This is a genomic window from Klebsiella sp. PCX, from assembly GCF_021869705.1.
GTDB classification, from domain to species: Bacteria; Pseudomonadota; Gammaproteobacteria; order Enterobacterales; family Enterobacteriaceae; genus Klebsiella; species Klebsiella quasipneumoniae.
In genome coordinates this window covers 4438394-4458294 of sequence record NZ_CP091527.1, presented here as the reverse complement: position 1 = coordinate 4458294, position 19901 = coordinate 4438394, and the positions used below count along the sequence as shown (strand labels likewise).

The window sequence follows — 19901 nt, the reverse complement described above, 5'->3', positions numbered from 1 at the left end:
GAGCTCCGGCGGCGGTATCGTCGCCGGAGCGCGACATTATTCGACGAAAATGTGCGGATAGAAACGCGACAGATCCTGGGTAATCAGCGCCCGGTCTTCACGAATGCCGATCCCGGCGGGCTGATCGTTGATGAGCCAGCTGCCAATCAGCGTGTAGCTGTCACCAAACTTCGGCAGCGGGTAAAATTCCTGCACGATAGTGCCTTCTTCCCCATACGGACCTTCCACCGACTCCACCACCTTGCCCTGTTCAACGATCGACACGTTGGCGCCTTCGCGGGAGAAGATCGGCTTAATGACGTACTTCTCCATCTCCGGATGGGCATCTTCGCTGAAGTAAGCCGCCAGCAGATTCGGGTGATTGGGGAACATTTCCCACAGCATCGGCAGCAGCGCTTTGTTGGAGATGATGCTCTTCCACGCCGGCTCCAGCCAGCGAACGCCGGCGTCTTCCAGCTTGGTGGAGAACATCTCCCGCAGCATAAACTCCCACGGATAGAGCTTGAACAGGTTGCCAATCACCTGATCCTGGAGATCGGTAAACTGGCCTTTTTCACCCAGCCCAATATCTTCGATGTAGAGGAATTCCGTCGCCAGCCCCGCCTCGGCGGCGCAATCCTGCAGATATTGCACGGTGCCGCGATCTTCAACGGTATCGCGGCAGCAGGCCATATGCAGCAGCTGGAAGCCAAACTGCTCGCGCAGCTCACCGAAGCGATCGATCAGCTTCTCCTGCAGGCTATTGAACTGGTCGCTGCCCGCCGGCAGCTTGCCGGCGTTGAGCTGGTCTTCCAGCCAGATCCACTGGAAGAAGGCCGCTTCATACAGCGAGGTTGGCGTGTCGGCATTGTTCTCCAGCAGCTTCGGCTCGCCGACGCCATCCCAGGCCAGGTCGAGACGTGAGTAAAGTGACGGCTGGTTGGTTTTCCACGACTGGCGCACAAAGCCCCAGGTGTGTTTAGGGATGCGGAATTTGGCCATCAGCTCATCGCTGGCGATCACTTTTTCCACCACCTGAAGACACATCTGATGCAGCTCGGCGGTGACCTCCTCCAGCTTTTCCACCTGGGCGAGGCTCAGCTTGTAATAAGCCTCTTCGCTCCAGTAGGGCTCGCCGTACATGGTGTGGAAGTTGAAGCCGTATTCGGTCGCTTTCTCGCGCCAGTCCGGGCGCTCGGTAATGCTGACTCTTTCCATGTTGCTTAGCCGCCCATTGAGCGAGAAGAAGAGGTTGAGCCTGCGGCGCTACGCTGCATAGTCGACTGCTTCGCCACCGACTCGCCGAAGCCCCCGCGGGTGACGGTGGTGGTGGTCGCTGGCTTCGGCGCCATCGCGGTTTTCGGCACGTTCATGGTGCGGCCCGGCTGGGCGGCGCCATAGCTCTTACCGCTGGCGTCAGTGTACTGACCGTAGGCCGGGCTGGCAGGGTTTTTGGAGCTGAACAGCGGCTGCTGTTGCGCCATGCCGCCGCCCATCAGGCGGCCCATCATGTAGCCGGCCATCAGCGGCATCCAGAAGCTGCCGCTGCTTTGCGCCTGGGCCTGGTTTTCCGGGGCGACGCCCGCCTGGGCAGGCGTTTGCTGGCACTGACCTTCGCCAAACTCGGCGACGCAGTCTTCGCGGGTGGCATATTTCGGCGCGGTGCGCTCTGCCTCTTTCACCGCGTTGGTGTAGGCCGTGGTGCATTCGGCTGCTTTGCCCGGGTTGGCGGCGGAGCAGTCATCGGCGTTCTGGTACAGCGAGACCGTTTCGTCGCTTTTTTCACAACCGGCAAGCATAAAGACCGCGGTGACGGCCAGGGCGACCGGCGTCAGGTGACGTGCGCTCCAGCTTTTGCGGAACGACGAATGATTAATATTTTTTGTCCGTTTCATATTTGTCTTCCAGGACCCAGTGGTATGGCGTGTGTTAACGCTCAGGATAGAGGATGAGTGGTGGAAAATGAAGCGAAGAGGGGCGCTAAGCGGGGGATCTTTACGTTGCCTTACGTTTAACGCATCGCCTGTCCGACGGACAGGCGATGCGCGTCACAGTATGAAAATTACTGACGGAACGGATTGCTGCCGCTGCTATGGGTCGTCGTCCGTGCGGACGCCGGCTTCATAGCCGCAGTCGTGTTGCCGTAACCATCGGCAGTGGCATCCTGCTGCGGATTCTCCGGCGCGACGCTGTCGGCAGAGGTCGAGATCGGTTTGCCCAAGGTGTTGTTCAGGGCGATCAGATCCTGCTCGTTCAGCGTACCTAACGCCGACTTGATGTTCAGCTCGTTGATCAGGTAGTTGTAGCGCGCATTAGAGAGCTGCTGTTTGGCGTTGTACAGCGTGGTGGTGGCGTCGAGGACGTCAACGATAGTACGGGTACCCACCGAGTAGCCAGCTTCCATCGCATCCAGGGAGCTTTGCGCAGAGACCACCGCCTGTTTGTAGGCGTTGATGCTGCTGATAGAGGCATTCACGTTGTTAAACGAAGAACGCACGGTCTGGACCACGCTGCGGTGAGCGCTTTCCAGCTGCTCGCTGGCGCCGACGAAATTGTACTGCGCCTGTTTGACCTGCGAGTTAACCATCCCGCCCTGGTACAGCGGCAGGGAGAAGCTCAGGCCGATTTTGTTCTGACCGATATCAGCATCTTGCGAGGTGCTTTTTGAGCCGCTGTAGCGGTTGTTGGAAACGCCAGACGAGGCGTTTAAATCCAGGGTCGGCAAATGGCCGTCCTGCGCCTGGCGAATCTGCTCGCGGGCCAGGTCCTGATTCAGACGCGCCTGCAGCAGCGACAGGTTGCGGTTCTCCGCTTCCTTCAGCAGGGCGTTCACCGCCTGCGGTTTGCTGGTTTTGAAGCCGTCTACGTTCAGGGAGGCCAGCTCCGGGTAGTAGTTGCCGGTAACCTGGCGCAGTTCTTCCACGGCGTTGTCGAGATCGTTACGCGCGGTCACTTCGTTCGCCAGCACGGCGTCGTATTGTGAGCGGGCGTTCTGCACGTCGGTGATCGCCACCAGACCGACGTTAAAGCGCTGGGTGGTTTGATCCAACTGACGGTAAATAGCCTGTTTCTGCGCTTCGGTATAAGAGAGCGTATCGATGGCGGCCAGCACTTTGAAATAGGCCGTCGCGGTATTCAGAATCAGCGTTTGCTGATCGGTCTGATACGTGACATCCTGAATGCCTGCCGCTTTTTCCTGCAGCGTCAGGGCGCGCCATTTCGACATATCAAACAGAACCTGCGTTAACTGCAGCGAGCCGCTGGTGACGTTAGAATTCTGGTCTTTATAATCACGGAAGCCGCTGGTATAGGTATAATCCGCTCCCAGCCCGAGCTGAGGCAGTAATGGACTGCGCGCTTCGTTGATCTTTTCGAATGCGGCGTCACGATCGGCTGCCGATTTACGCAGATCGGGGTTGCTGATGCGCGCCTGCTGGTAAACCTGAAGCAGGTTTTCCGCCTGGCTCATGGCGCTGAACCCGGTCAGGCTCAGGCCGATAAGAATGGGGAGCAATTTCTTCATTTGCATTCCTTGTTGTGAAGCATTTAGCGCTGGTCTAATTCTAAGAAAAATTCCGCTGATTGTATCGATTCTGCCGCCGTAAAAAGTTGGCGTTACGTGCCATCCGGCGGTAATTTGCACCAATCTAACATACGGACCGTAAAACGGTAGCCAAACGGTCTGGAAATCCCTCATTTCGGATTAGCAGGACATAACAATGAGCAAACCCATCCACCAGGGAATTACCTTCTCCAAAAATGATGTAGAAATTATTGCACGCGAAACGCTGTATCGTGGTTTTTTTTCACTCGATTTATACCGTTTTCGCCACCGCCTGTTTAACGGCGGCATGAGCGGCGAAGTCACCCGTGAAATTTTTGAGCGCGGGCATGCCGCCGTCTTGCTACCCTTTGACCCGGTGCGGGACGAAGTGGTGCTGGTCGAACAAATCCGTATCGCCGCCTATGATACCAGCGAGAGCCCGTGGCTGCTGGAAATGGTCGCCGGCATGATCGAGGCGGGTGAGACGGTGGAAGATGTCGCCCGTCGGGAAGCGCTGGAAGAGGCCGGGCTTGAAGTTGGGCGGACGAAACCAATATTAAGCTATCTGGCCAGTCCTGGCGGCACCAGTGAACGGTTATCGATCCTGGTGGGCGAAGTTGATGCATCGACGGCAAAAGGCATTCACGGCCTGGCCGAGGAAAATGAGGATATTCGGGTGCATGTGGTAAGCCGGGAGCAGGCTTACCAGTGGGTAGAAGAGGGGAAAATCGACAACGCAGCCTCTGTCATCGCCTTGCAATGGCTGCAATTGCATTATCACAATTTACGAAACGAGTGGACAAAATGAAGCGTTATACACCTGACTTCCCTGAGATGATGCGCCTGTGCGAGACCAATTTCGCCCAGTTGCGCCGCCTGTTGCCGCGAACGGATGCAGCGGGTGAGAAGGTGAGCTATCAGGTGGGAAGCGCGCAATATCGGTTAACGATAACGGAATCAACCCGCTACACTACTCTGGTGGCGATAGAGCAGACTCTGCCAGCGGTGAGCTACTGGAGTCTGCCATCCATGACCGTTCGCCTCTACCATGACGCCATGGTGGCCGAAGTGTGTTCGAGTCAGCAGATCTTTCGCTTCAAAGCGCGATATGATTATCCTAATAAAAAGTTGCATCAACGCGACGAAAAGCATCAAATTAACCAGTTTCTGGCCGACTGGCTGCGTTACTGTTTAGCACATGGAGCGATGGCGATTCCGGTTTGTTAGCGTCGTTAAACCTAAGGACACCATTTGGAAAGCCTGTTAAACCTACCTCTGGCTGGTGAGGCCAGAGTCAGGATCTTACAAATTACTGATACTCACCTGTTTGCTGAAAAACATGAAACGTTGTTAGGCATCAATACCTGGGAAAGCTATCAGGCCGTACTGTCGGCCATTCATGCCTCACAGCGTCCATGCGATTTGATTGTCGCAACAGGCGATCTGGCGCAGGATCACTCCTCCGCGGCCTACCAGCATTTTGCTGAGGGCATCGCGAGTTTTGCTGCACCCTGCGTCTGGCTACCGGGCAACCATGATTTCCAGCCGGCGATGTACAGCACCCTGCAGGAGTCGGGCATTTCCCCCGCCAAGCGCGTGTTTCTCGGCGACCACTGGCAGATCCTGCTGCTGGATAGCCAGGTGTTTGGCGTTCCCCATGGTGAGCTGAGCGACTTCCAGCTGGAATGGCTCGAACATAAGCTGGCGGAGGCGCCGGAGCGTTATACCTTACTTCTGCTGCATCATCATCCGCTGCCGGCCGGCTGCAGCTGGCTGGATCAACACAGTCTGCGCAACGCTGGCGCGCTGGACAGCGCGCTGAGCGCCTGGCCGCGGGTGAAGCATCTGCTGTGCGGCCATATTCATCAGGAACTGGATCTCGACTGGAATGGCCGACGTATGATGGCGACGCCGTCGACCTGCGTTCAGTTCAAGCCGCACTGCGCCAATTTCACCCTCGATACGGTGTCGCCGGGCTGGCGCTGGCTGGAGCTTCACCCTGACGGAACGCTGACCACCGAAGTGTGCCGCCTGGAAGGCGCGGCGTTTCATCCGGATATTGCTTCAGAAGGCTACTGATGGCGACGCTTCTTTATCTGCACGGCTTTAACAGTTCCCCGCGCTCGGCGAAGGCGACGGCGTTAAAGACCTGGCTGGCGCAGCACTATCCTGAGATCGCCATGGTGGTGCCTGAGCTGCCGCCTTACCCGGCGGAAACGGCGGAGCTGCTGGAGTCCATCGTGCTGGAGCACGGCGGCGAGCCGCTGGGGGTCGTAGGGTCGTCGCTGGGCGGCTACTACGCCACCTGGCTGTCGCAATGCTTTATGCTGCCAGCGGTCGTGGTTAACCCGGCGGTGCGGCCGTTTGAGCTGCTGAACAATTTTCTCGGCCACAATGAGAATCCGTACACCGGGCAACAATATGTGCTAGAGTCTCGCCATATTTACGATCTCAAAGTCATGCAAATCGACCCGCTCGAAGCGCCGGATTTACTCTGGCTGCTGCAGCAGACCGGGGATGAAGTGCTTGATTACCGCCAGGCCGTTCATTACTACGCCTCCTGCCGGCAGACGGTGGAGGAGGGCGGTAATCACGCATTTGTCGGCTTTGACGATCATTTCACTCAGATTATCGAATTTCTCGGCCTGCGCTAAACGGCCCTGAACGACCTACGAATACACACCATGACGCAATCTTCATATAACGCTGATGCCATTGAGGTACTCACCGGGCTAGAGCCGGTGCGCCGCCGTCCGGGCATGTATACCGACACCACCCGTCCTAACCATCTTGGTCAGGAAGTGATTGATAACAGTGTGGACGAAGCGCTGGCAGGCCACGCCAAACGCGTGGAAGTGATCCTTCACGCCGACCAGTCCCTCGAGGTGATTGACGACGGGCGCGGGATGCCGGTCGACATTCACCCGGAAGAGGGGGTGCCGGCGGTTGAGCTGATCCTCTGCCGACTGCACGCGGGCGGTAAGTTTTCCAACAAAAACTACCAGTTTTCCGGCGGCCTGCACGGGGTGGGGATTTCGGTGGTCAACGCCCTGTCTAAACGCGTGGAGGTCAACGTGCGTCGCGACGGTCAGGTCTACAGCATCGCCTTTGAGAATGGTGAGAAAGTAGAAGACCTGCACGTCACCGGCACCTGCGGTAAACGCAACACCGGGACCAGCGTCCATTTCTGGCCTGACGAAAGCTTCTTCGATAGCCCGCGCTTCTCCGTTTCGCGTTTGACCCACTTGTTAAAAGCGAAAGCGGTGCTGTGCCCGGGCGTGGAAATTGTTTTCCGCGATCAGGTCAACAACAGCGAGCAGAGCTGGTGCTATGCCGATGGCCTTAACGACTACCTTAGCGAAGCGGTGAACGGCCTGCCGCTGCTGCCGGAAAAACCCTTCGTCGGCACCTTCTCCGGTGAGACGGAGGCGGTGGACTGGGCGCTGCTGTGGCTGCCGGAAGGCGGCGAGCTGCTGACCGAGAGTTATGTCAACCTGATCCCGACCATGCAGGGCGGGACGCACGTCAACGGCCTGCGCCAGGGGCTGCTGGACGCGATGCGTGAGTTCTGCGAGTACCGTAATATTCTGCCGCGCGGGGTGAAACTGTCGGCGGAAGATATCTGGGATCGCTGCGCCTACGTGCTGTCGGTGAAGATGCAGGATCCGCAGTTCGCCGGGCAAACCAAAGAGCGCCTGTCGTCGCGTCAGTGCGCGGCGTTCGTCTCCGGCGTGGTGAAAGACGCCTTCAGCCTGTGGCTGAACCAGAACGTGCAGGCTGCGGAGCTGCTGGCGGAGATGGCCATCTCCAGCGCCCAGCGTCGTCTGCGCGCCGCCAAGAAAGTGGTGCGCAAAAAGCTGACCAGCGGTCCGGCGCTGCCGGGTAAGCTGGCCGACTGCACCGCCCAGGATCTGAACCGTACCGAACTGTTCCTCGTCGAAGGGGACTCGGCGGGCGGGTCAGCCAAGCAGGCGCGCGATCGTGAATATCAGGCGATCATGCCGCTGAAAGGCAAGATCCTTAATACCTGGGAAGTCTCTTCCGATGAAGTGTTAGCTTCGCAAGAAGTGCACGACATTTCGGTGGCGATTGGTATTGACCCGGATAGCGATGATTTAAGCCAGCTGCGCTACGGCAAAATTTGTATCCTGGCGGATGCGGACTCCGATGGCCTGCACATTGCCACGCTGCTGTGCGCGCTGTTCGTGAGACACTTCCGGACTCTGGTGAAAGAGGGGCACGTCTACGTGGCGCTGCCGCCGCTGTACCGTATCGACCTCGGCAAAGAGGTTTACTACGCGCTAACGGAAGAAGAAAAAACCGGCGTGCTGGAGCAGCTGAAGCGCAAGAAAGGCAAGCCAAACGTCCAGCGCTTTAAAGGTCTCGGCGAGATGAACCCGATGCAGCTGCGGGAAACTACCCTCGACCCAAATACCCGCCGCCTGGTGCAGCTGGTGATCAGCGATGAGGATGAGCAGCAGACCACGGCGATGATGGATATGCTGTTGGCCAAGAAGCGTTCTGAAGACCGTCGCAACTGGCTGCAGGAGAAGGGCGATATGGCGGACCTGGAAGTGTAAGACCGCACGCTGCGCCAGACGTAAAAGGGAGCCTCAGGCTCCCTTTTCTTATTCCGTTTCAGCGTCGGCGGGCTTAGACGCCGGCCTGCAGGATACGGATGGTGGTCTCCAGCACATCGCCTTTGACCGCTTCCGACCAGGCTTTCATGTGCGGGGTCTGCAGGTGCGCTTCAAGATGCGCGACGCTTTCCCACTGCTCCACCATGACGATAGAGTCAGGAGCGGTGGTCTGGAAGCTGACGCCAGCGGCATGATCCACCATAGGCGCATAGCCGTGGCAGCCGGCTTCCTGCAAAACGGTCGGAATAATTTTCGCGAACTGATCGAGAACCGCCTGGCGGTGGTGCTGGCCCGGACGGGTACGGATTTCTGCAATCACTGTTAACATGGTTAACTCAACTCCTTCTGTGTGGATCTTGTCATACTCCAGGTTCCAATAACTCGAAATATGTAGAGCATAGACCCCTAGTTAACCAAAAATTTCCGCCAGATGCTTGCGATATTCTGCGATATACCGTGGGACATCAGGCATTTTTATCACGTCGTTGGCGATAAAGGTTGGCAGCGCCTCCATACCCAGGAACTGGTTGGCTTTATGGAACGGCAGGTAAACGCCGTCAACGCCAACGCCGTGGAAGAACTGCTCTTTGTCGGTGAAGGCCTCCATTGGCGCGTTCCAGGTCAGGGAGAGCATATATTTTTTCCCCTGCACCAGGCCGCCGGAGCCATATTTTTTGCTGGCGTCGGAGCGGGTACGGCCGTCGCTGGCGTACAGCGAACCGTGGCCTTCGGTAAAGACGTCATCCATATATTTTTTCACTGTCCACGGGGCGCCCATCCACCAGCCCGGCATCTGCCAGATCACCACATCGGCCCAGAGGAAATTCTGCACTTCGGCTTTGACGTCGTACTCGCTTTCGGCGCGAACGCTTTTAACATCGTGCCCGGCGTCGCGCAGATAACTCTCCGCGACCTCGGTCAGGGTGTCGTTCAGTTGGCCATTCGAGTGGGCGAATTTTTTTGCGCCATTGATAATCAGGATGTTGCTCATTAGTTGTCCTCAATCTTGAAAATTTGCCGACGATCTTACCCCGCGAAGCGGGGCAGTAAAATGAGCAAAATGTGCAAAGTCTTTTGCTAAATGAGCAATAATCCCGCTACCAGCCAACGCGGGCTTCGAAGCCCCCGTCGCGGGCGTTGGCAAACTCGACGCGCATGCCATGCAGCGAGGCGATGCGCCGGACGATAGACAAGCCCAGGCCGCTGCCCGGAGCATCCTGACCAGGCGGGCGGTAAAAACGTTCGCCGACGCGCGCCAGCGCCTGCGGGCTAATGCCGGGGCCGTTATCGCGGACCCGAAACTCGCGGGCGTTGAGCGTGATATCAACCTGGCTGCCGCGCGGGCTGTAGCGCACCGCGTTATCCAGCAGATTGCGCACCAGCAGGCTGAGGAGCAGCGGCTGGCCGGTGCGGGAGATGCCAGAGGCATTAAGATGCAGGCGCAGCTCAATCCCGGACTGCTGCGCCGGGTGGTACATCTCCATTACCGCCGACTGCAGCAGGTCGTCGATGGCGACCGGCTGCAGGTCGTCCAGCTGGGCGAGCGAGTCCAGCCGCGACAGCGTCAGCAGCTGATCCACCAGACGGGTGGCGCGATCGATCCCCTGATGGAGCTGAGCCAGGGCTTTCTCCCGCCCTTGTGGATCGTCCAGAGAGAGCTGGGCGACTTCAGTCTGCACCTTCAGCGCCGCCAACGGGCTGCGCAGCTCGTGGGCGGCATCAGAGGTAAACCGACGCTCGCGCAGCATGACGTCGTGGGTGCGCTGGAACAGCTGATTCAGGGCTTCGACCAGTGGGCGGACTTCAGGGGGGATCTTCTCCACGCTGAGCGATTCCGCCGAGTCCGGCGCGCGCAGACGCAGCGTGCGCGCCAGATGTTTCAACGGCGCCAGTTCGCGGCTTAACAGCACGATGAGCAGCACGAACATCAGCGGCAGGGCGACCATCCACGGAGTGAGCTGCGAGGTGACAATGTCCATCGCCATTTCGCGGCGATAATCCCACTCCTGGCCGACGGCGATGCGGTGGCGGCCATCGGCGGTGGTTAACCACAGGAAGCGCCACTCGTCATCATCGCCGCGCAGGTAGCCATCGCTAAAGCCCTCACGCTGCGAGTGCCACTGTATATCCTCTCCGTTCTCGCCGTCGTTAAGCACCATTTTGCCGTCGCGGGTGAAGATGGCGAACGCCAGCGCATCGTCGTCGATATGCCCGTGGCGCACCTTTTTCTTTTCCCCGAGCGATGCCGGCGGGGCGCGCAGTTCATCGAAATGCATGGCGCTCAGGCGGCGGGCGAACAGCAGCTGCTGGGTATCAAACAGCTTATCCAGCTTTTTACTGGTCTGCTGCCAGGCGATCACGCTGGCCACGCCCCAGGCGGCGGCGGTCAGCACGGCAAACAGCAGCGTCAGGCGCAGGCGCAGGCTCAGGCGGGCAAGTCGTTTCATGCGTCACCCAGGGTATAGCCGATGCCGTGGACGGTGCGGATAAATTCACTGCCGAGTTTGCGCCGCAGATGGTGGACGTGAACTTCCACGGCGTTGCTGGAGACCTCGTCGTCCCAGTTGTAGAGCTTTTCTTCAATAAGCTTACGCGGCAGCACGCGCCCGGCGTTACGCAGCAGCAGTTCCAGCAGGGCGAACTCCTTCGGCTTCAGCGTCAGGCTTTCGCCGTCGAGGCTGGCGGTTAAGCGGTTCGGGTCAAGGCGTACCTTGCCGTGGCGCAACTCGCTGCTGCTCTGGCCGTGGGCACGGCGGATCAATGCTTCGAGGCGGGCCGCTACCTCAATCAGGGCGAAAGGTTTGCACAGATAATCATCGGCGCCCAGGCGCAGCCCCTCCACCCGCTGGCTGAGCGCATCGCGGGCGGTGAGGATCAGCACCGGTTCATGGCGGCCTTTGTCGCGCCACTCGCGCAGAATATCGAGGCCATCAACGCCAGGAAGAGTGAGATCAAGAATTGCCGCGTCGTAGGGGGCGCTGTATAGGGCGTTTTTGCCCTCCAGCCCGGCGGTAAACCAGTCGATGCTGAAGCCCATTTTGCTCAGCCCGGCCTTGATGCCATCGCCGATTAACTTGTCATCTTCCACCAATAATATGCGCATGTTTCCCTCTGACGATCCTGATTCTTTGCGCAGTAAACCGCGTTGAAGCGGGTGATGTACAGCATTAAAATTTCTTTTTTCCCCTTAAGAAGTCGTTAAGTTTTGTCGGGCGTAATAGGAGCCATATCAACACGAAGGGAGAACACATCATGAAGAAAATTGCTGCGATGACCGCGATCGTTGCCCTGGTTTCCATGCCGGTGCTGGCTGCCGGACAGGGCGGGTATACCGGTCCTTCTGCGACCACGCCGGCAAGTTCAACCACCCAGGGCGGCGGCTTCACCGGCCCGAGCGGCGCGATCACCACCGTCACCAATGTCAAATCGCTGCGGGACGATACCTGGGTGACCCTGCGCGGCAAAATCACCGAGCGCGTTTCCGACGATCTGTATAAGTTCCAGGATGCTACCGGAGTGATCAATGTCGATATCGACCACAAACGCTGGAACGGCGTCACCGTCGGCCCACAGGACACGGTAGAAATTCAGGGGGAAGTCGATAAGGACTGGAACTCGGTGGAAATCGACGTTAAACAGATCCGTAAAATCGCGCCATAAGTCTCCGTTGGATAAGCGCAAGATCGGTCAGGCATCGCTATCCTCGCTCTGTCAGAGTATGTCGCGAGGAGGAGACGATGAACGATATTAAGGCCAGCCCGGGGTATGTCGGGCGCTTCCAGCGCGTCTGTAGGTACATTGCGCACCATCTTGATGAGCCGCTGTCGCTGGAGATGCTGAGCGCGATAGCGCACAGTTCGCCTTACCATTTTCACCGGCAATTTAGCGCTTATACCGGCATTCCCTTGTACCGGTATATTCAGTGGTTGCGTCTGCGTCGCGCCTGTTGGCGCCTGGCGTTCAACCCCCGCGATAAAGTCATCGATATTGCCCTTGATGCCGGATTTCAGAATGCGGAGTCGTTCAGTCGTGCCTTCCGTACCGCGTTTGACCAAAGCCCGACCCAGTTCCGTCAGCAACCGGACTGGGCCGAGTGGCATCGACGCGTACCGAAACATACGCTACAGGAGCAAACGTCGATGGACGTCAACATTATTTCGTTCCCCACCACCCGGATAGCCGTACTGCAACATCGCGGCAGCCCGGACCTTGTCAACGCCACCGCCGCGCGTTTTATCGCCTGGCGTAAAACGAGCGGATTATCGCCCATCGCCACCTGCGATACCTGGGGGATCGCCTGGGACGATCCGCAGACCACCCCGCAGGGGGAATTTCGTTTTGACATCTGCGGTACGGTCGCACGGCCGGTCGGTGAAAACGCCTTTGGCGTGATTAACGGCGAAATCCCCAGCGGACGCTGCGCCGTCGTGCGCCATCACGGCTCGCTGGACACGCTGGCGAACAGCGTTTGGTTTCTCTATCGCGACTGGTTACCCGCTTCAGGCGAGACGTTACGGGATTTTCCGGTGTACTTCCGTTACCTCAATTTTGTCCATGAGGTGGCTGAGCATGAGCTGCAAACCGATATTTATCTGCCGCTGGCCTGATTAAGGTGACGGAATCCTCAACCGATCTCACGGCCTGTGACTCAGGGCGTGAGATCGGGTATTATCGCGGGTAGTTTTGCCGTCCGAACGGTCGGTACCCAGATTGAGGATCCACGATTAATGAGCGATATGGCAGAGCGCCTTGCGCTGCATGAATTTACGGAAAATGCTTACCTGAACTACTCCATGTACGTGATCATGGACAGGGCATTACCGTTTATTGGCGATGGCTTAAAACCGGTCCAGCGTCGCATCGTCTATGCGATGTCCGAACTGGGGCTGAACGCCAGCGCCAAATTCAAAAAGTCCGCCCGCACCGTCGGCGACGTGCTGGGTAAATATCACCCGCACGGCGACAGCGCCTGCTATGAAGCGATGGTGCTGATGGCGCAACCCTTCTCCTATCGCTATCCGCTGGTGGATGGCCAGGGGAACTGGGGGGCGCCGGACGATCCGAAATCCTTCGCCGCCATGCGTTACACCGAATCCCGCCTGTCGAAGTATGCCGAGCTGCTGCTCAGCGAGCTGGGGCAGGGGACGGTCGACTGGGTGCCAAACTTTGACGGCACGCTGCAGGAGCCGAAAATGCTGCCGGCGCGCCTGCCAAACATCCTGCTCAACGGCACCACCGGCATCGCGGTGGGCATGGCGACCGATATTCCGCCGCACAACCTGCGTGAAGTAGCGAAAGCGGCGATTACGCTGATTGAGCAGCCGAAAACGACCCTCGACGAACTGCTGGATATCGTCCAGGGGCCGGATTTCCCGACCGAGGCGGAGATCATCACTTCGCGGGCGGAAATTCGCAAAATCTACCAGAACGGACGCGGCTCTGTGCGCATGCGCGCGGTGTGGAGCAAAGAGGACGGCGCGGTAGTGATCAGCGCGCTGCCGCACCAGGTCTCCGGCGCCAAAGTTCTGGAGCAAATTGCGGCGCAGATGCGCAATAAAAAGCTGCCGATGGTGGATGACCTGCGCGACGAATCGGACCACGAAAATCCGACCCGTCTGGTGATCGTCCCGCGCTCCAACCGGGTGGATATGGAGCAGGTGATGAACCATCTGTTCGCCACCACCGATCTGGAGAAGAGCTACCGCATCAACCTCAATATGATCGGTCTCGACGGCCGCCCGGCGGTAAAAAACCTGCTGGAGATCCTCAGCGAATGGCTGGTGTTCCGTCGTGATACCGTACGTCGCCGTCTGAACCACCGGTTAGAGAAGGTCCTTAAGCGCCTGCATATCCTCGAAGGTTTGCTGGTGGCGTTCCTTAATATCGATGAAGTCATTGAGATCATCCGCACGGAAGATGAGCCGAAGCCAGCTCTGATGTCGCGCTTTGCCATCAGCGAAACCCAGGCGGAAGCGATTCTGGAACTGAAGCTGCGCCATCTCGCCAAACTGGAAGAGATGAAGATCCGCGGCGAGCAGAACGAGCTGGAAAAAGAGCGCGATCAGCTGCAGGCGATTCTGGCCTCTGAACGTAAGATGAACAATCTGCTGAAGAAAGAGCTGCAGGCCGATGCCGATGCTTTCGGCGACGATCGCCGCTCGCCGCTTCACGAGCGTGAAGAAGCGAAAGCGATGAGCGAGCATGACATGCTGCCGTCTGAGCCGGTGACTATCGTTCTGTCGCAGATGGGCTGGGTGCGCAGCGCCAAAGGGCACGACATTGACGCCCAGGGCTTAAGCTATAAGGCGGGCGACAGCTGGAAAGCCTCGGCGAAGGGCAAGAGCAACCAGCCGGTGGTGTTTATCGATACCACCGGGCGCAGCTATGCCATTGATCCGATTACTCTGCCCTCGGCGCGTGGCCAGGGTGAGCCGCTGACCGGTAAGCTCACGCTGCCGCCGGGCGCGACCGTGGAACATATGCTGATGGAAGGCGACGATCAGAAACTGCTGATGGCCTCCGACGCCGGCTACGGTTTTGTCTGCACCTTTAACGATCTGGTGGCGCGCAACCGCGCCGGTAAAGCGTTGATCACCCTGCCTGACAACGCGCATGTGATGCCGCCGCTGGTCATTGAGGACGAGTCCGATATGCTGCTGGCCATCACCGCCGCCGGGCGGATGCTGATGTTCCCGGTCAGCGATCTGCCGCAGCTGTCGAAAGGCAAGGGCAACAAAATCATCAACATTCCCGCGGCGGAAGCCGCCGCCGGACAGGACGGCCTCGCACATCTGTTTGTCCTGCCGCCGCAGAGTACGCTGACCATTCACGTCGGCAAACGGAAGATCAAACTGCGTCCGGAAGAGCTGCAAAAAGTCACCGGCGAGCGCGGCCGCCGCGGTTCGCTGATGCGCGGGCTGCAGAAAATTGACCGTGTTGAAATTGACTCGCCGCGCCGTGCCGCGGCAGGCGATAGCGAAGAGTAAGCGCTTCTCCTCCCGTCTTTGACGGGAGGAGGCGAAAAAATGCCGCAAAATCGTTGTTTATTCAGGCGTTGCGATTAACAATGTCCATCATCAGGGACCCAGGAAGAACGGTCCCGGCCTGCGCAGAACTCGTGAGCCTGCCTTCTGCCAGCAGCGAATAATTCTAAGCGGTTTGGGTTTTAGAGGTAGCTATGCTATTCATTTTTCGAGTAATTTTCGTGGTCATTTATTGCATCGTGGTGTGCATACTTGGCTGTCTGTACTGCTTGTTCAGCCCGCGTAATCCAAAACACGTTGCCACTTTCGGCCATCTGTTTGGCCGCTTATCCCCGGTGTTTGGCCTGAAGGTGGAGCTGCGCAAACCTGCCGACGCGGAAAGCTATGGCAACGCGATCTACATCGCTAACCACCAGAACAACTATGATATGGTGACGGCGTCTAACATCGTGCAGGCCCCGACGGTTACCGTGGGGAAAAAGAGCCTGCTGTGGATCCCGTTCTTTGGCCAGCTGTACTGGCTGACCGGTAATCTGCTGATTGACCGTAATAATCGAACCAAAGCGCACGGCACCATTGCCGAGGTCGTTAACGCCTTTAAAAAGCGTAAAATTTCGTTCTGGATGTTCCCGGAAGGGACCCGCAGCCGCGGCCGCGGTCTGCTGCCGTTTAAAACCGGCGCCTTCCATGCGGCTATTGCCGCCGGAGTGCCGATTATTCCGGTGTGTGTCTCGAATACATCGAATAAAATAAAGCTCAATCGCTGGAACAACGGTCTGGTGATTGTGGAAATGCTGCCGCCGGTGGATACCAGCCAGTTCGGTAAAGACAACGTGCGCGCGCTGGCGACGCATTGCCGCGAGCTGATGGCCGCCAAAATCGCTGAGCTGGACAACGAAGTGGCCGAGCGCGAAGCGGCCGGCAAGCAATAAGACAGGAAACGCCGCCACCGCGCGCGTATTGCTGGCGGGAAACGAATTCCCTTTTTCATTTGTCAGTATGTCATGGAGTTAATATGTCACTCAGTCGGCGTCAGTTTATTAAGGCTTCCGGCGTAGCGCTGTGCGCTGGCGCCGCGCCGCTGAAGGCCCATGCCGCCGGCCAGCAGCCTGCGCTGCCGGTTCCGCCGCTGCTGGAATCCCGTCGCGGTCAGCCGCTGTTTCTGACGCTGCAGCGTTCGCACTGGTCGTTTACGCCAGGCACCCGCGCCCCCGTCTGGGGGATCAATGGCCGCTATATGGGGCCGACGATCCGCGTCTGGAGCGGAGACGACGTCAAGCTTATCTACAGCAACCGTCTGACAGAGAACGTCGCGATGACCATCCGCGGCCTGCAGGTGCCGGGCCCGCTGATCGGCGGCGCGGCGCGCATGATGTCGCCGAACGCCGACTGGGCGCCGGTGCTGCCGATCCGCCAGAGTGCGGCGACGCTGTGGTACCAGGCCAATACGCCGAACCGGATGGCGAAGCAGGTCTATAACGGTCTGGCCGGCATGTGGCTGGTGGAGGATGAGGTGAGCAAGAACCTGCCGATCCCTAACCACTATGGCGTCGATGACTTCCCGGTGATAATTCAGGATAAACGGCTGGATAACTTCGGCACGCCGGAATATAGCGAACCGGGCAGCGGCGGCTTCGTCGGCGACACGCTGCTGGTCAATGGCGTGCAGAGCCCCTATGTCGAAGTGTCGCGCGGCTGGGTGCGACTGCGCCTGCTGAACGCCTCCAACTCCCGGCGCTATCAGCTACAGATGAGCGATGGCCGACTGCTGCATGTCATTTCCGGCGACCAGGGGTTCCTGCCGGCGCCGGTTTCGCTCAAGCAGCTGTCGCTGGCGCCGGGGGAACGGCGTGAAATCCTGGTCGATATGACCAACGGCGATGAAGTGTCCATTACCTGCGGCGAAGCGGCGAGCATTGTCGACCGTATCCGCGGCTTTTTTGAACCGTCCAGCATTCTGGTCTCCACGCTGGTGCTGACCCTGCGCCCGACCGGGCTGCTGCCGCTGGTCACCGACAGTCTGCCGGTGCGTCTGCTGCCGACCGAGCTGCTCTCCGGTACGCCGATCCGCAGCCGGGATATCACCCTCGGCGACGATCCAGGGATTAACGGCCAGCTATGGGATCCGCAGCGTATTGATATTACGGCGCAGCAGGGGACCTGGGAGCGCTGGACAGTGCGCGCCGACCGCCCGCAGTCGTTCCATATTGAAGGGGTGATGTTCCAGATCCGTAACGTCAACGGTTCGACCCCTTTCCCGGAAGACCGCGGCTGGAAGGACACCGTGTGGGTCGACGGGCAGGTCGAACTGCTGGTCTACTACGCCCAGCCGTCGTGGCCGCACTTCCCGTTCCAGTATCTGAGCCAGACGCTGGAGCTGGCCGACCGCGGTTCGATTGGCCAGATGCTGGTGAATCCTGCGCCATAATCTCTTCGACCCTGGCCGGCATACGGTCAGGGTTTGAGAAAATCCTCCTTCATTTCCACTATCATTCCGGCTTATAATCCACGCCCTTTTGGTTATTTTTTTATCATTTTCCCCGGAAGCAATATGAGCGCAATATCCCTGATCCAACCGGATCGTGACCTTTTTTCCTGGCCGCAATACTGGGCTGCCTGTTTCGGCCCTGCGCCATTTTTACCGATGTCGCGTGAAGAGATGGATCAACTTGGCTGGGATAGCTGCGACATTATTCTGGTGACTGGCGACGCCTACGTCGACCACCCGAGCTTCGGGATGGCCATCTGCGGCCGTATGCTGGAAGCGCAGGGGTTCCGCGTGGGGATCATCTCCCAGCCGGACTGGAACACCAAAGACGACTTCATGCGTCTGGGCAAACCGAACCTGTTCTTCGGCGTGACCGCCGGCAACATGGACTCGATGATCAACCGCTACACCGCCGACCGTAAGCTGCGTCATGATGACGCTTACACCGCCGGCAACGTAGCGGGCAAGCGTCCGGACCGCGCCACCCTGGTGTATACCCAGCGCTGTAAAGAGGCGTGGAAAGATGTGCCGGTGATCCTCGGCGGCATCGAAGCCAGCCTGCGCCGTACCGCCCACTATGATTACTGGTCCGATACCGTGCGCCGCTCGGTGCTGGTGGACTCCAAGGCCGATATGCTGATGTTCGGCAACGGCGAGCGTCCGCTGGTGGAAGTGGCTCATCGCCTGGCGATGGGCGAAACCATCGATCAGATCCGCGATGTGCGCAATACCGCCATCATGGTGAAAGAGGCCCTCCCGGGCTGGAGCGGCGTTGACTCCACCCGTCTGGATACCCCGGGCAAAATCGACCCCATCCCGCACCCGTATGGTGAAGATCTGCCGTGTGCAGACAACAAACCGGTGGCCCCGAAAAAAGCCGAGGCTAAAGCCGTTGTCGTGCAGCCGCCGCGGCCAAAACCGTGGGAAAAGACCTATGTGCTGCTGCCCTCCTTCGAGAAGGTGAAAGGCGATAAGGTCCTGTACGCTCACGCCTCGCGCATTCTGCACCATGAAACCAACCCCGGCTGCGCCCGGGCGCTGATGCAAAAGCACGGCGAGCGCTACATCTGGATCAACCCGCCGGCAATCCCGCTCTCCACCGAAGAGATGGACAGCGTTTTCGCGCTGCCCTACAAGCGCGTGCCGCATCCTTCCTATGGCGATGCGCGCATCCCGGCGTATGAGATGATCCGCTTCTCTATCAACATCATGCGCGGCTGCTTCGGCGGCTGTTCGTTCTGCTCGATCACCGAGCACGAAGGACGCATTATCCAGAGCCGTTCTGAGGATTCGATCATCAATGAGATCGAAGCCATTCGCGACACGGTGCCGGGCTTTACCGGCGTGATCTCCGATCTCGGCGGACCCACCGCCAACATGTATATGCTGCGCTGCAAATCGCCACGAGCCGAGCAGACCTGTCGCCGTCTCTCCTGCGTCTACCCGGATATCTGCCCGCACATGGATACCAACCATGAGCCGACGATCAACCTTTACCGTCGCGCCCGCGAGCTGAAGGGCATCAAGAAGATCCTTATCGCCTCCGGGGTACGCTATGACATCGCGGTCGAAGATCCGCGCTATATTAAAGAGCTGGCGACCCACCACGTCGGCGGCTATCTGAAGATCGCGCCGGAGCATACCGAAGAGGGCCCGCTGTCGAAGATGATGAAGCCGGGAATGGGCAGCTACGACCGCTTTAAAGAGCTGTTCGACACCTATTCGAAGCAGGCGGGTAAAGAGCAGTATCTGATCCCGTACTTTATCTCCGCCCACCCGGGGACCCGTGATGAAGACATGGTGAACCTGGCGCTGTGGCTGAAGAAGCACCGCTTCCGTCTCGACCAGGTGCAGAACTTCTATCCGTCGCCGCTGGCGAACTCGACCACCATGTATTACACCGGCAAAAACCCGCTGGGCAAGATCGGCTATAAGAGTGAAGAGGTGGTGGTGCCGAAGGGTGATAAACAGCGCCGTCTGCACAAAGCGCTGCTGCGCTACCACGATCCGGCCAACTGGCCGCTGATCCGTCAGGCGTTGGAGGCGATGGGCAAGAAACACCTGATTGGCTCTCGTCGCGACTGCCTGGTGCCGGCGCCGACCCTGGATGAGATGCGCGAAGCGCGTCGCCAGAACCGTCATACCCGCCCGGCGCTGACCAAGCACACGCCGATTGCGCATCAGCGTTCTAACGGTGGCGCAACGGCGAAAAAGCCCGTCAAACGGGGTAAAGTCGCCGGGCGTTAAGCCTGACTTTGCGCCCGGCT

18 protein-coding genes are annotated in these 19901 nt (G+C 58.8%); 11 read left to right on the top strand and 7 right to left on the bottom strand.

The window, feature by feature from the left end; all coding sequences use genetic code 11:
- Window positions 1-36: 36 nt before the first annotated feature.
- From GQR96_RS21270 to tolC, 3 genes are all read right to left on the bottom strand, one after another.
- Window positions 37-1197, bottom strand: coding sequence for a glutathionylspermidine synthase family protein (locus GQR96_RS21270; protein WP_017899748.1), 1161 nt, complete (start codon window positions 1195-1197; stop codon window positions 37-39).
- 5 nt (window positions 1198-1202) lie between these two features.
- A complete protein-coding gene (locus GQR96_RS21265) occupies window positions 1203-1874 on the bottom strand; it encodes a DUF1190 family protein (protein WP_002916849.1) in 672 nt (223 codons plus the stop codon).
- A gap of 167 nt (window positions 1875-2041) precedes the next feature.
- On the bottom strand, window positions 2042-3502 hold the full coding sequence (tolC, locus tag GQR96_RS21260; RefSeq protein WP_017899749.1) for an outer membrane channel protein TolC: 1461 nt from the start codon (window positions 3500-3502) through the stop codon (window positions 2042-2044).
- A gap of 196 nt (window positions 3503-3698) precedes the next feature.
- Here tolC and nudF point away from each other — a divergent pair, with 196 nt between their 5' ends.
- From nudF to parE, 5 genes are read left to right on the top strand one after another with little or no spacing between them, the layout of a single operon-like run.
- Entirely contained in the window at window positions 3699-4331 is a 633-nt protein-coding gene (gene nudF / locus GQR96_RS21255; protein ID WP_004205241.1) for an ADP-ribose diphosphatase, read from the top strand.
- Entirely contained in the window at window positions 4328-4750 is a 423-nt protein-coding gene (locus GQR96_RS21250) for a DUF1249 family protein (protein WP_004205239.1), read from the top strand. The genes nudF and GQR96_RS21250 overlap by 4 nt, the downstream gene beginning before the upstream one ends.
- Window positions 4751-4774: 24 nt before the next feature.
- Window positions 4775-5602 carry a 3',5'-cyclic-AMP phosphodiesterase gene (gene cpdA, locus GQR96_RS21245; RefSeq protein WP_004205237.1) on the top strand — a complete coding sequence of 276 codons (828 nt, stop codon included), beginning with the start codon at window positions 4775-4777 and terminating at the stop codon, window positions 5600-5602.
- Window positions 5602-6177 (top strand): esterase YqiA, encoded by a 576-nt coding sequence (gene yqiA / locus GQR96_RS21240; protein WP_004205236.1) that lies wholly within the window; start codon window positions 5602-5604, stop codon window positions 6175-6177. Before cpdA ends, yqiA begins: the two co-directional genes overlap by 1 nt.
- A 30-nt stretch (window positions 6178-6207) precedes the next feature.
- Window positions 6208-8103, top strand: coding sequence for a DNA topoisomerase IV subunit B (parE, locus tag GQR96_RS21235; protein ID WP_004205235.1), 1896 nt, complete (start codon window positions 6208-6210; stop codon window positions 8101-8103).
- A gap of 73 nt (window positions 8104-8176) precedes the next feature.
- Here the strand turns inward: parE and GQR96_RS21230 are convergent, their stop codons facing one another.
- From GQR96_RS21230 to qseB, 4 genes are all read right to left on the bottom strand, one after another.
- Window positions 8177-8491, bottom strand: coding sequence for a putative quinol monooxygenase (locus GQR96_RS21230; RefSeq protein WP_004205233.1), 315 nt, complete (start codon window positions 8489-8491; stop codon window positions 8177-8179).
- Between the two features lie 81 nt (window positions 8492-8572).
- Window positions 8573-9154: an NAD(P)H-dependent oxidoreductase gene (locus GQR96_RS21225; protein WP_023319164.1), complete on the bottom strand. Its 582-nt coding sequence runs from the start codon at window positions 9152-9154 to the stop codon at window positions 8573-8575.
- A gap of 106 nt (window positions 9155-9260) precedes the next feature.
- Window positions 9261-10610, bottom strand: a complete 1350-nt coding sequence (qseC, locus tag GQR96_RS21220) for a quorum sensing histidine kinase QseC (RefSeq protein ID WP_023319163.1) — start codon at window positions 10608-10610, stop codon at window positions 9261-9263.
- The gene (qseB, locus tag GQR96_RS21215; RefSeq protein WP_023319162.1) at window positions 10607-11266 is read right to left on the bottom strand and encodes a quorum sensing response regulator transcription factor QseB; all 660 of its coding nucleotides are present in this window, start codon (window positions 11264-11266) and stop codon (window positions 10607-10609) included. The genes qseC and qseB overlap by 4 nt, the downstream gene beginning before the upstream one ends.
- A 149-nt stretch (window positions 11267-11415) precedes the next feature.
- Here qseB and GQR96_RS21210 point away from each other — a divergent pair, with 149 nt between their 5' ends.
- From GQR96_RS21210 to GQR96_RS21185, 6 genes are all read left to right on the top strand, one after another.
- Entirely contained in the window at window positions 11416-11823 is a 408-nt protein-coding gene (locus GQR96_RS21210; RefSeq protein ID WP_065903967.1) for a YgiW/YdeI family stress tolerance OB fold protein, read from the top strand.
- Between the two features lie 77 nt (window positions 11824-11900).
- The gene (locus GQR96_RS21205; protein WP_004205225.1) at window positions 11901-12770 is read left to right on the top strand and encodes an AraC family transcriptional regulator; all 870 of its coding nucleotides are present in this window, start codon (window positions 11901-11903) and stop codon (window positions 12768-12770) included.
- A 120-nt stretch (window positions 12771-12890) separates the two neighbouring features.
- Complete coding sequence (gene parC, locus GQR96_RS21200) at window positions 12891-15149, top strand: DNA topoisomerase IV subunit A (protein WP_004205224.1); 2259 nt, start codon at window positions 12891-12893, stop codon at window positions 15147-15149.
- Window positions 15150-15340: 191 nt separating this feature from the next.
- Window positions 15341-16078, top strand: a complete 738-nt coding sequence (plsC, locus tag GQR96_RS21195; protein WP_004205223.1) for a 1-acylglycerol-3-phosphate O-acyltransferase — start codon at window positions 15341-15343, stop codon at window positions 16076-16078.
- 83 nt (window positions 16079-16161) lie between these two features.
- Window positions 16162-17574 carry a cell division protein FtsP gene (gene ftsP / locus GQR96_RS21190; RefSeq protein WP_004205222.1) on the top strand — a complete coding sequence of 471 codons (1413 nt, stop codon included), beginning with the start codon at window positions 16162-16164 and terminating at the stop codon, window positions 17572-17574.
- A 33-nt stretch (window positions 17575-17607) separates the two neighbouring features.
- Window positions 17608-19881 (top strand): YgiQ family radical SAM protein, encoded by a 2274-nt coding sequence (locus GQR96_RS21185; protein ID WP_072140373.1) that lies wholly within the window; start codon window positions 17608-17610, stop codon window positions 19879-19881.
- Window positions 19882-19901: the final 20 nt, after the last annotated feature.

Excerpts from the sequence above, each read along its gene's own strand:
- GQR96_RS21270 (WP_017899748.1), bottom strand. The coding sequence starts at position 1,197 with ATGGAAAGAGTCAGCATTACCGAGCGCCCGGACTGGCGCGAGAAAGCG.
- GQR96_RS21265 (WP_002916849.1), bottom strand. The coding sequence starts at position 1,874 with ATGAAACGGACAAAAAATATTAATCATTCGTCGTTCCGCAAAAGCTGG.
- tolC (WP_017899749.1), bottom strand. The coding sequence starts at position 3,502 with ATGAAGAAATTGCTCCCCATTCTTATCGGCCTGAGCCTGACCGGGTTC.
- nudF (WP_004205241.1), top strand. The coding sequence starts at position 3,699 with ATGAGCAAACCCATCCACCAGGGAATTACCTTCTCCAAAAATGATGTA.
- GQR96_RS21250 (WP_004205239.1), top strand. The coding sequence starts at position 4,328 with ATGAAGCGTTATACACCTGACTTCCCTGAGATGATGCGCCTGTGCGAG.
- yqiA (WP_004205236.1), top strand. The coding sequence starts at position 5,602 with ATGGCGACGCTTCTTTATCTGCACGGCTTTAACAGTTCCCCGCGCTCG.
- parE (WP_004205235.1), top strand. The coding sequence starts at position 6,208 with ATGACGCAATCTTCATATAACGCTGATGCCATTGAGGTACTCACCGGG.
- GQR96_RS21230 (WP_004205233.1), bottom strand. The coding sequence starts at position 8,491 with ATGTTAACAGTGATTGCAGAAATCCGTACCCGTCCGGGCCAGCACCAC.
- GQR96_RS21225 (WP_023319164.1), bottom strand. The coding sequence starts at position 9,154 with ATGAGCAACATCCTGATTATCAATGGCGCAAAAAAATTCGCCCACTCG.
- qseC (WP_023319163.1), bottom strand. The coding sequence starts at position 10,610 with ATGAAACGACTTGCCCGCCTGAGCCTGCGCCTGCGCCTGACGCTGCTG.
- qseB (WP_023319162.1), bottom strand. The coding sequence starts at position 11,266 with ATGCGCATATTATTGGTGGAAGATGACAAGTTAATCGGCGATGGCATC.
- GQR96_RS21210 (WP_065903967.1), top strand. The coding sequence starts at position 11,416 with ATGAAGAAAATTGCTGCGATGACCGCGATCGTTGCCCTGGTTTCCATG.
- GQR96_RS21205 (WP_004205225.1), top strand. The coding sequence starts at position 11,901 with ATGAACGATATTAAGGCCAGCCCGGGGTATGTCGGGCGCTTCCAGCGC.
- parC (WP_004205224.1), top strand. The coding sequence starts at position 12,891 with ATGAGCGATATGGCAGAGCGCCTTGCGCTGCATGAATTTACGGAAAAT.
- plsC (WP_004205223.1), top strand. The coding sequence starts at position 15,341 with ATGCTATTCATTTTTCGAGTAATTTTCGTGGTCATTTATTGCATCGTG.
- ftsP (WP_004205222.1), top strand. The coding sequence starts at position 16,162 with ATGTCACTCAGTCGGCGTCAGTTTATTAAGGCTTCCGGCGTAGCGCTG.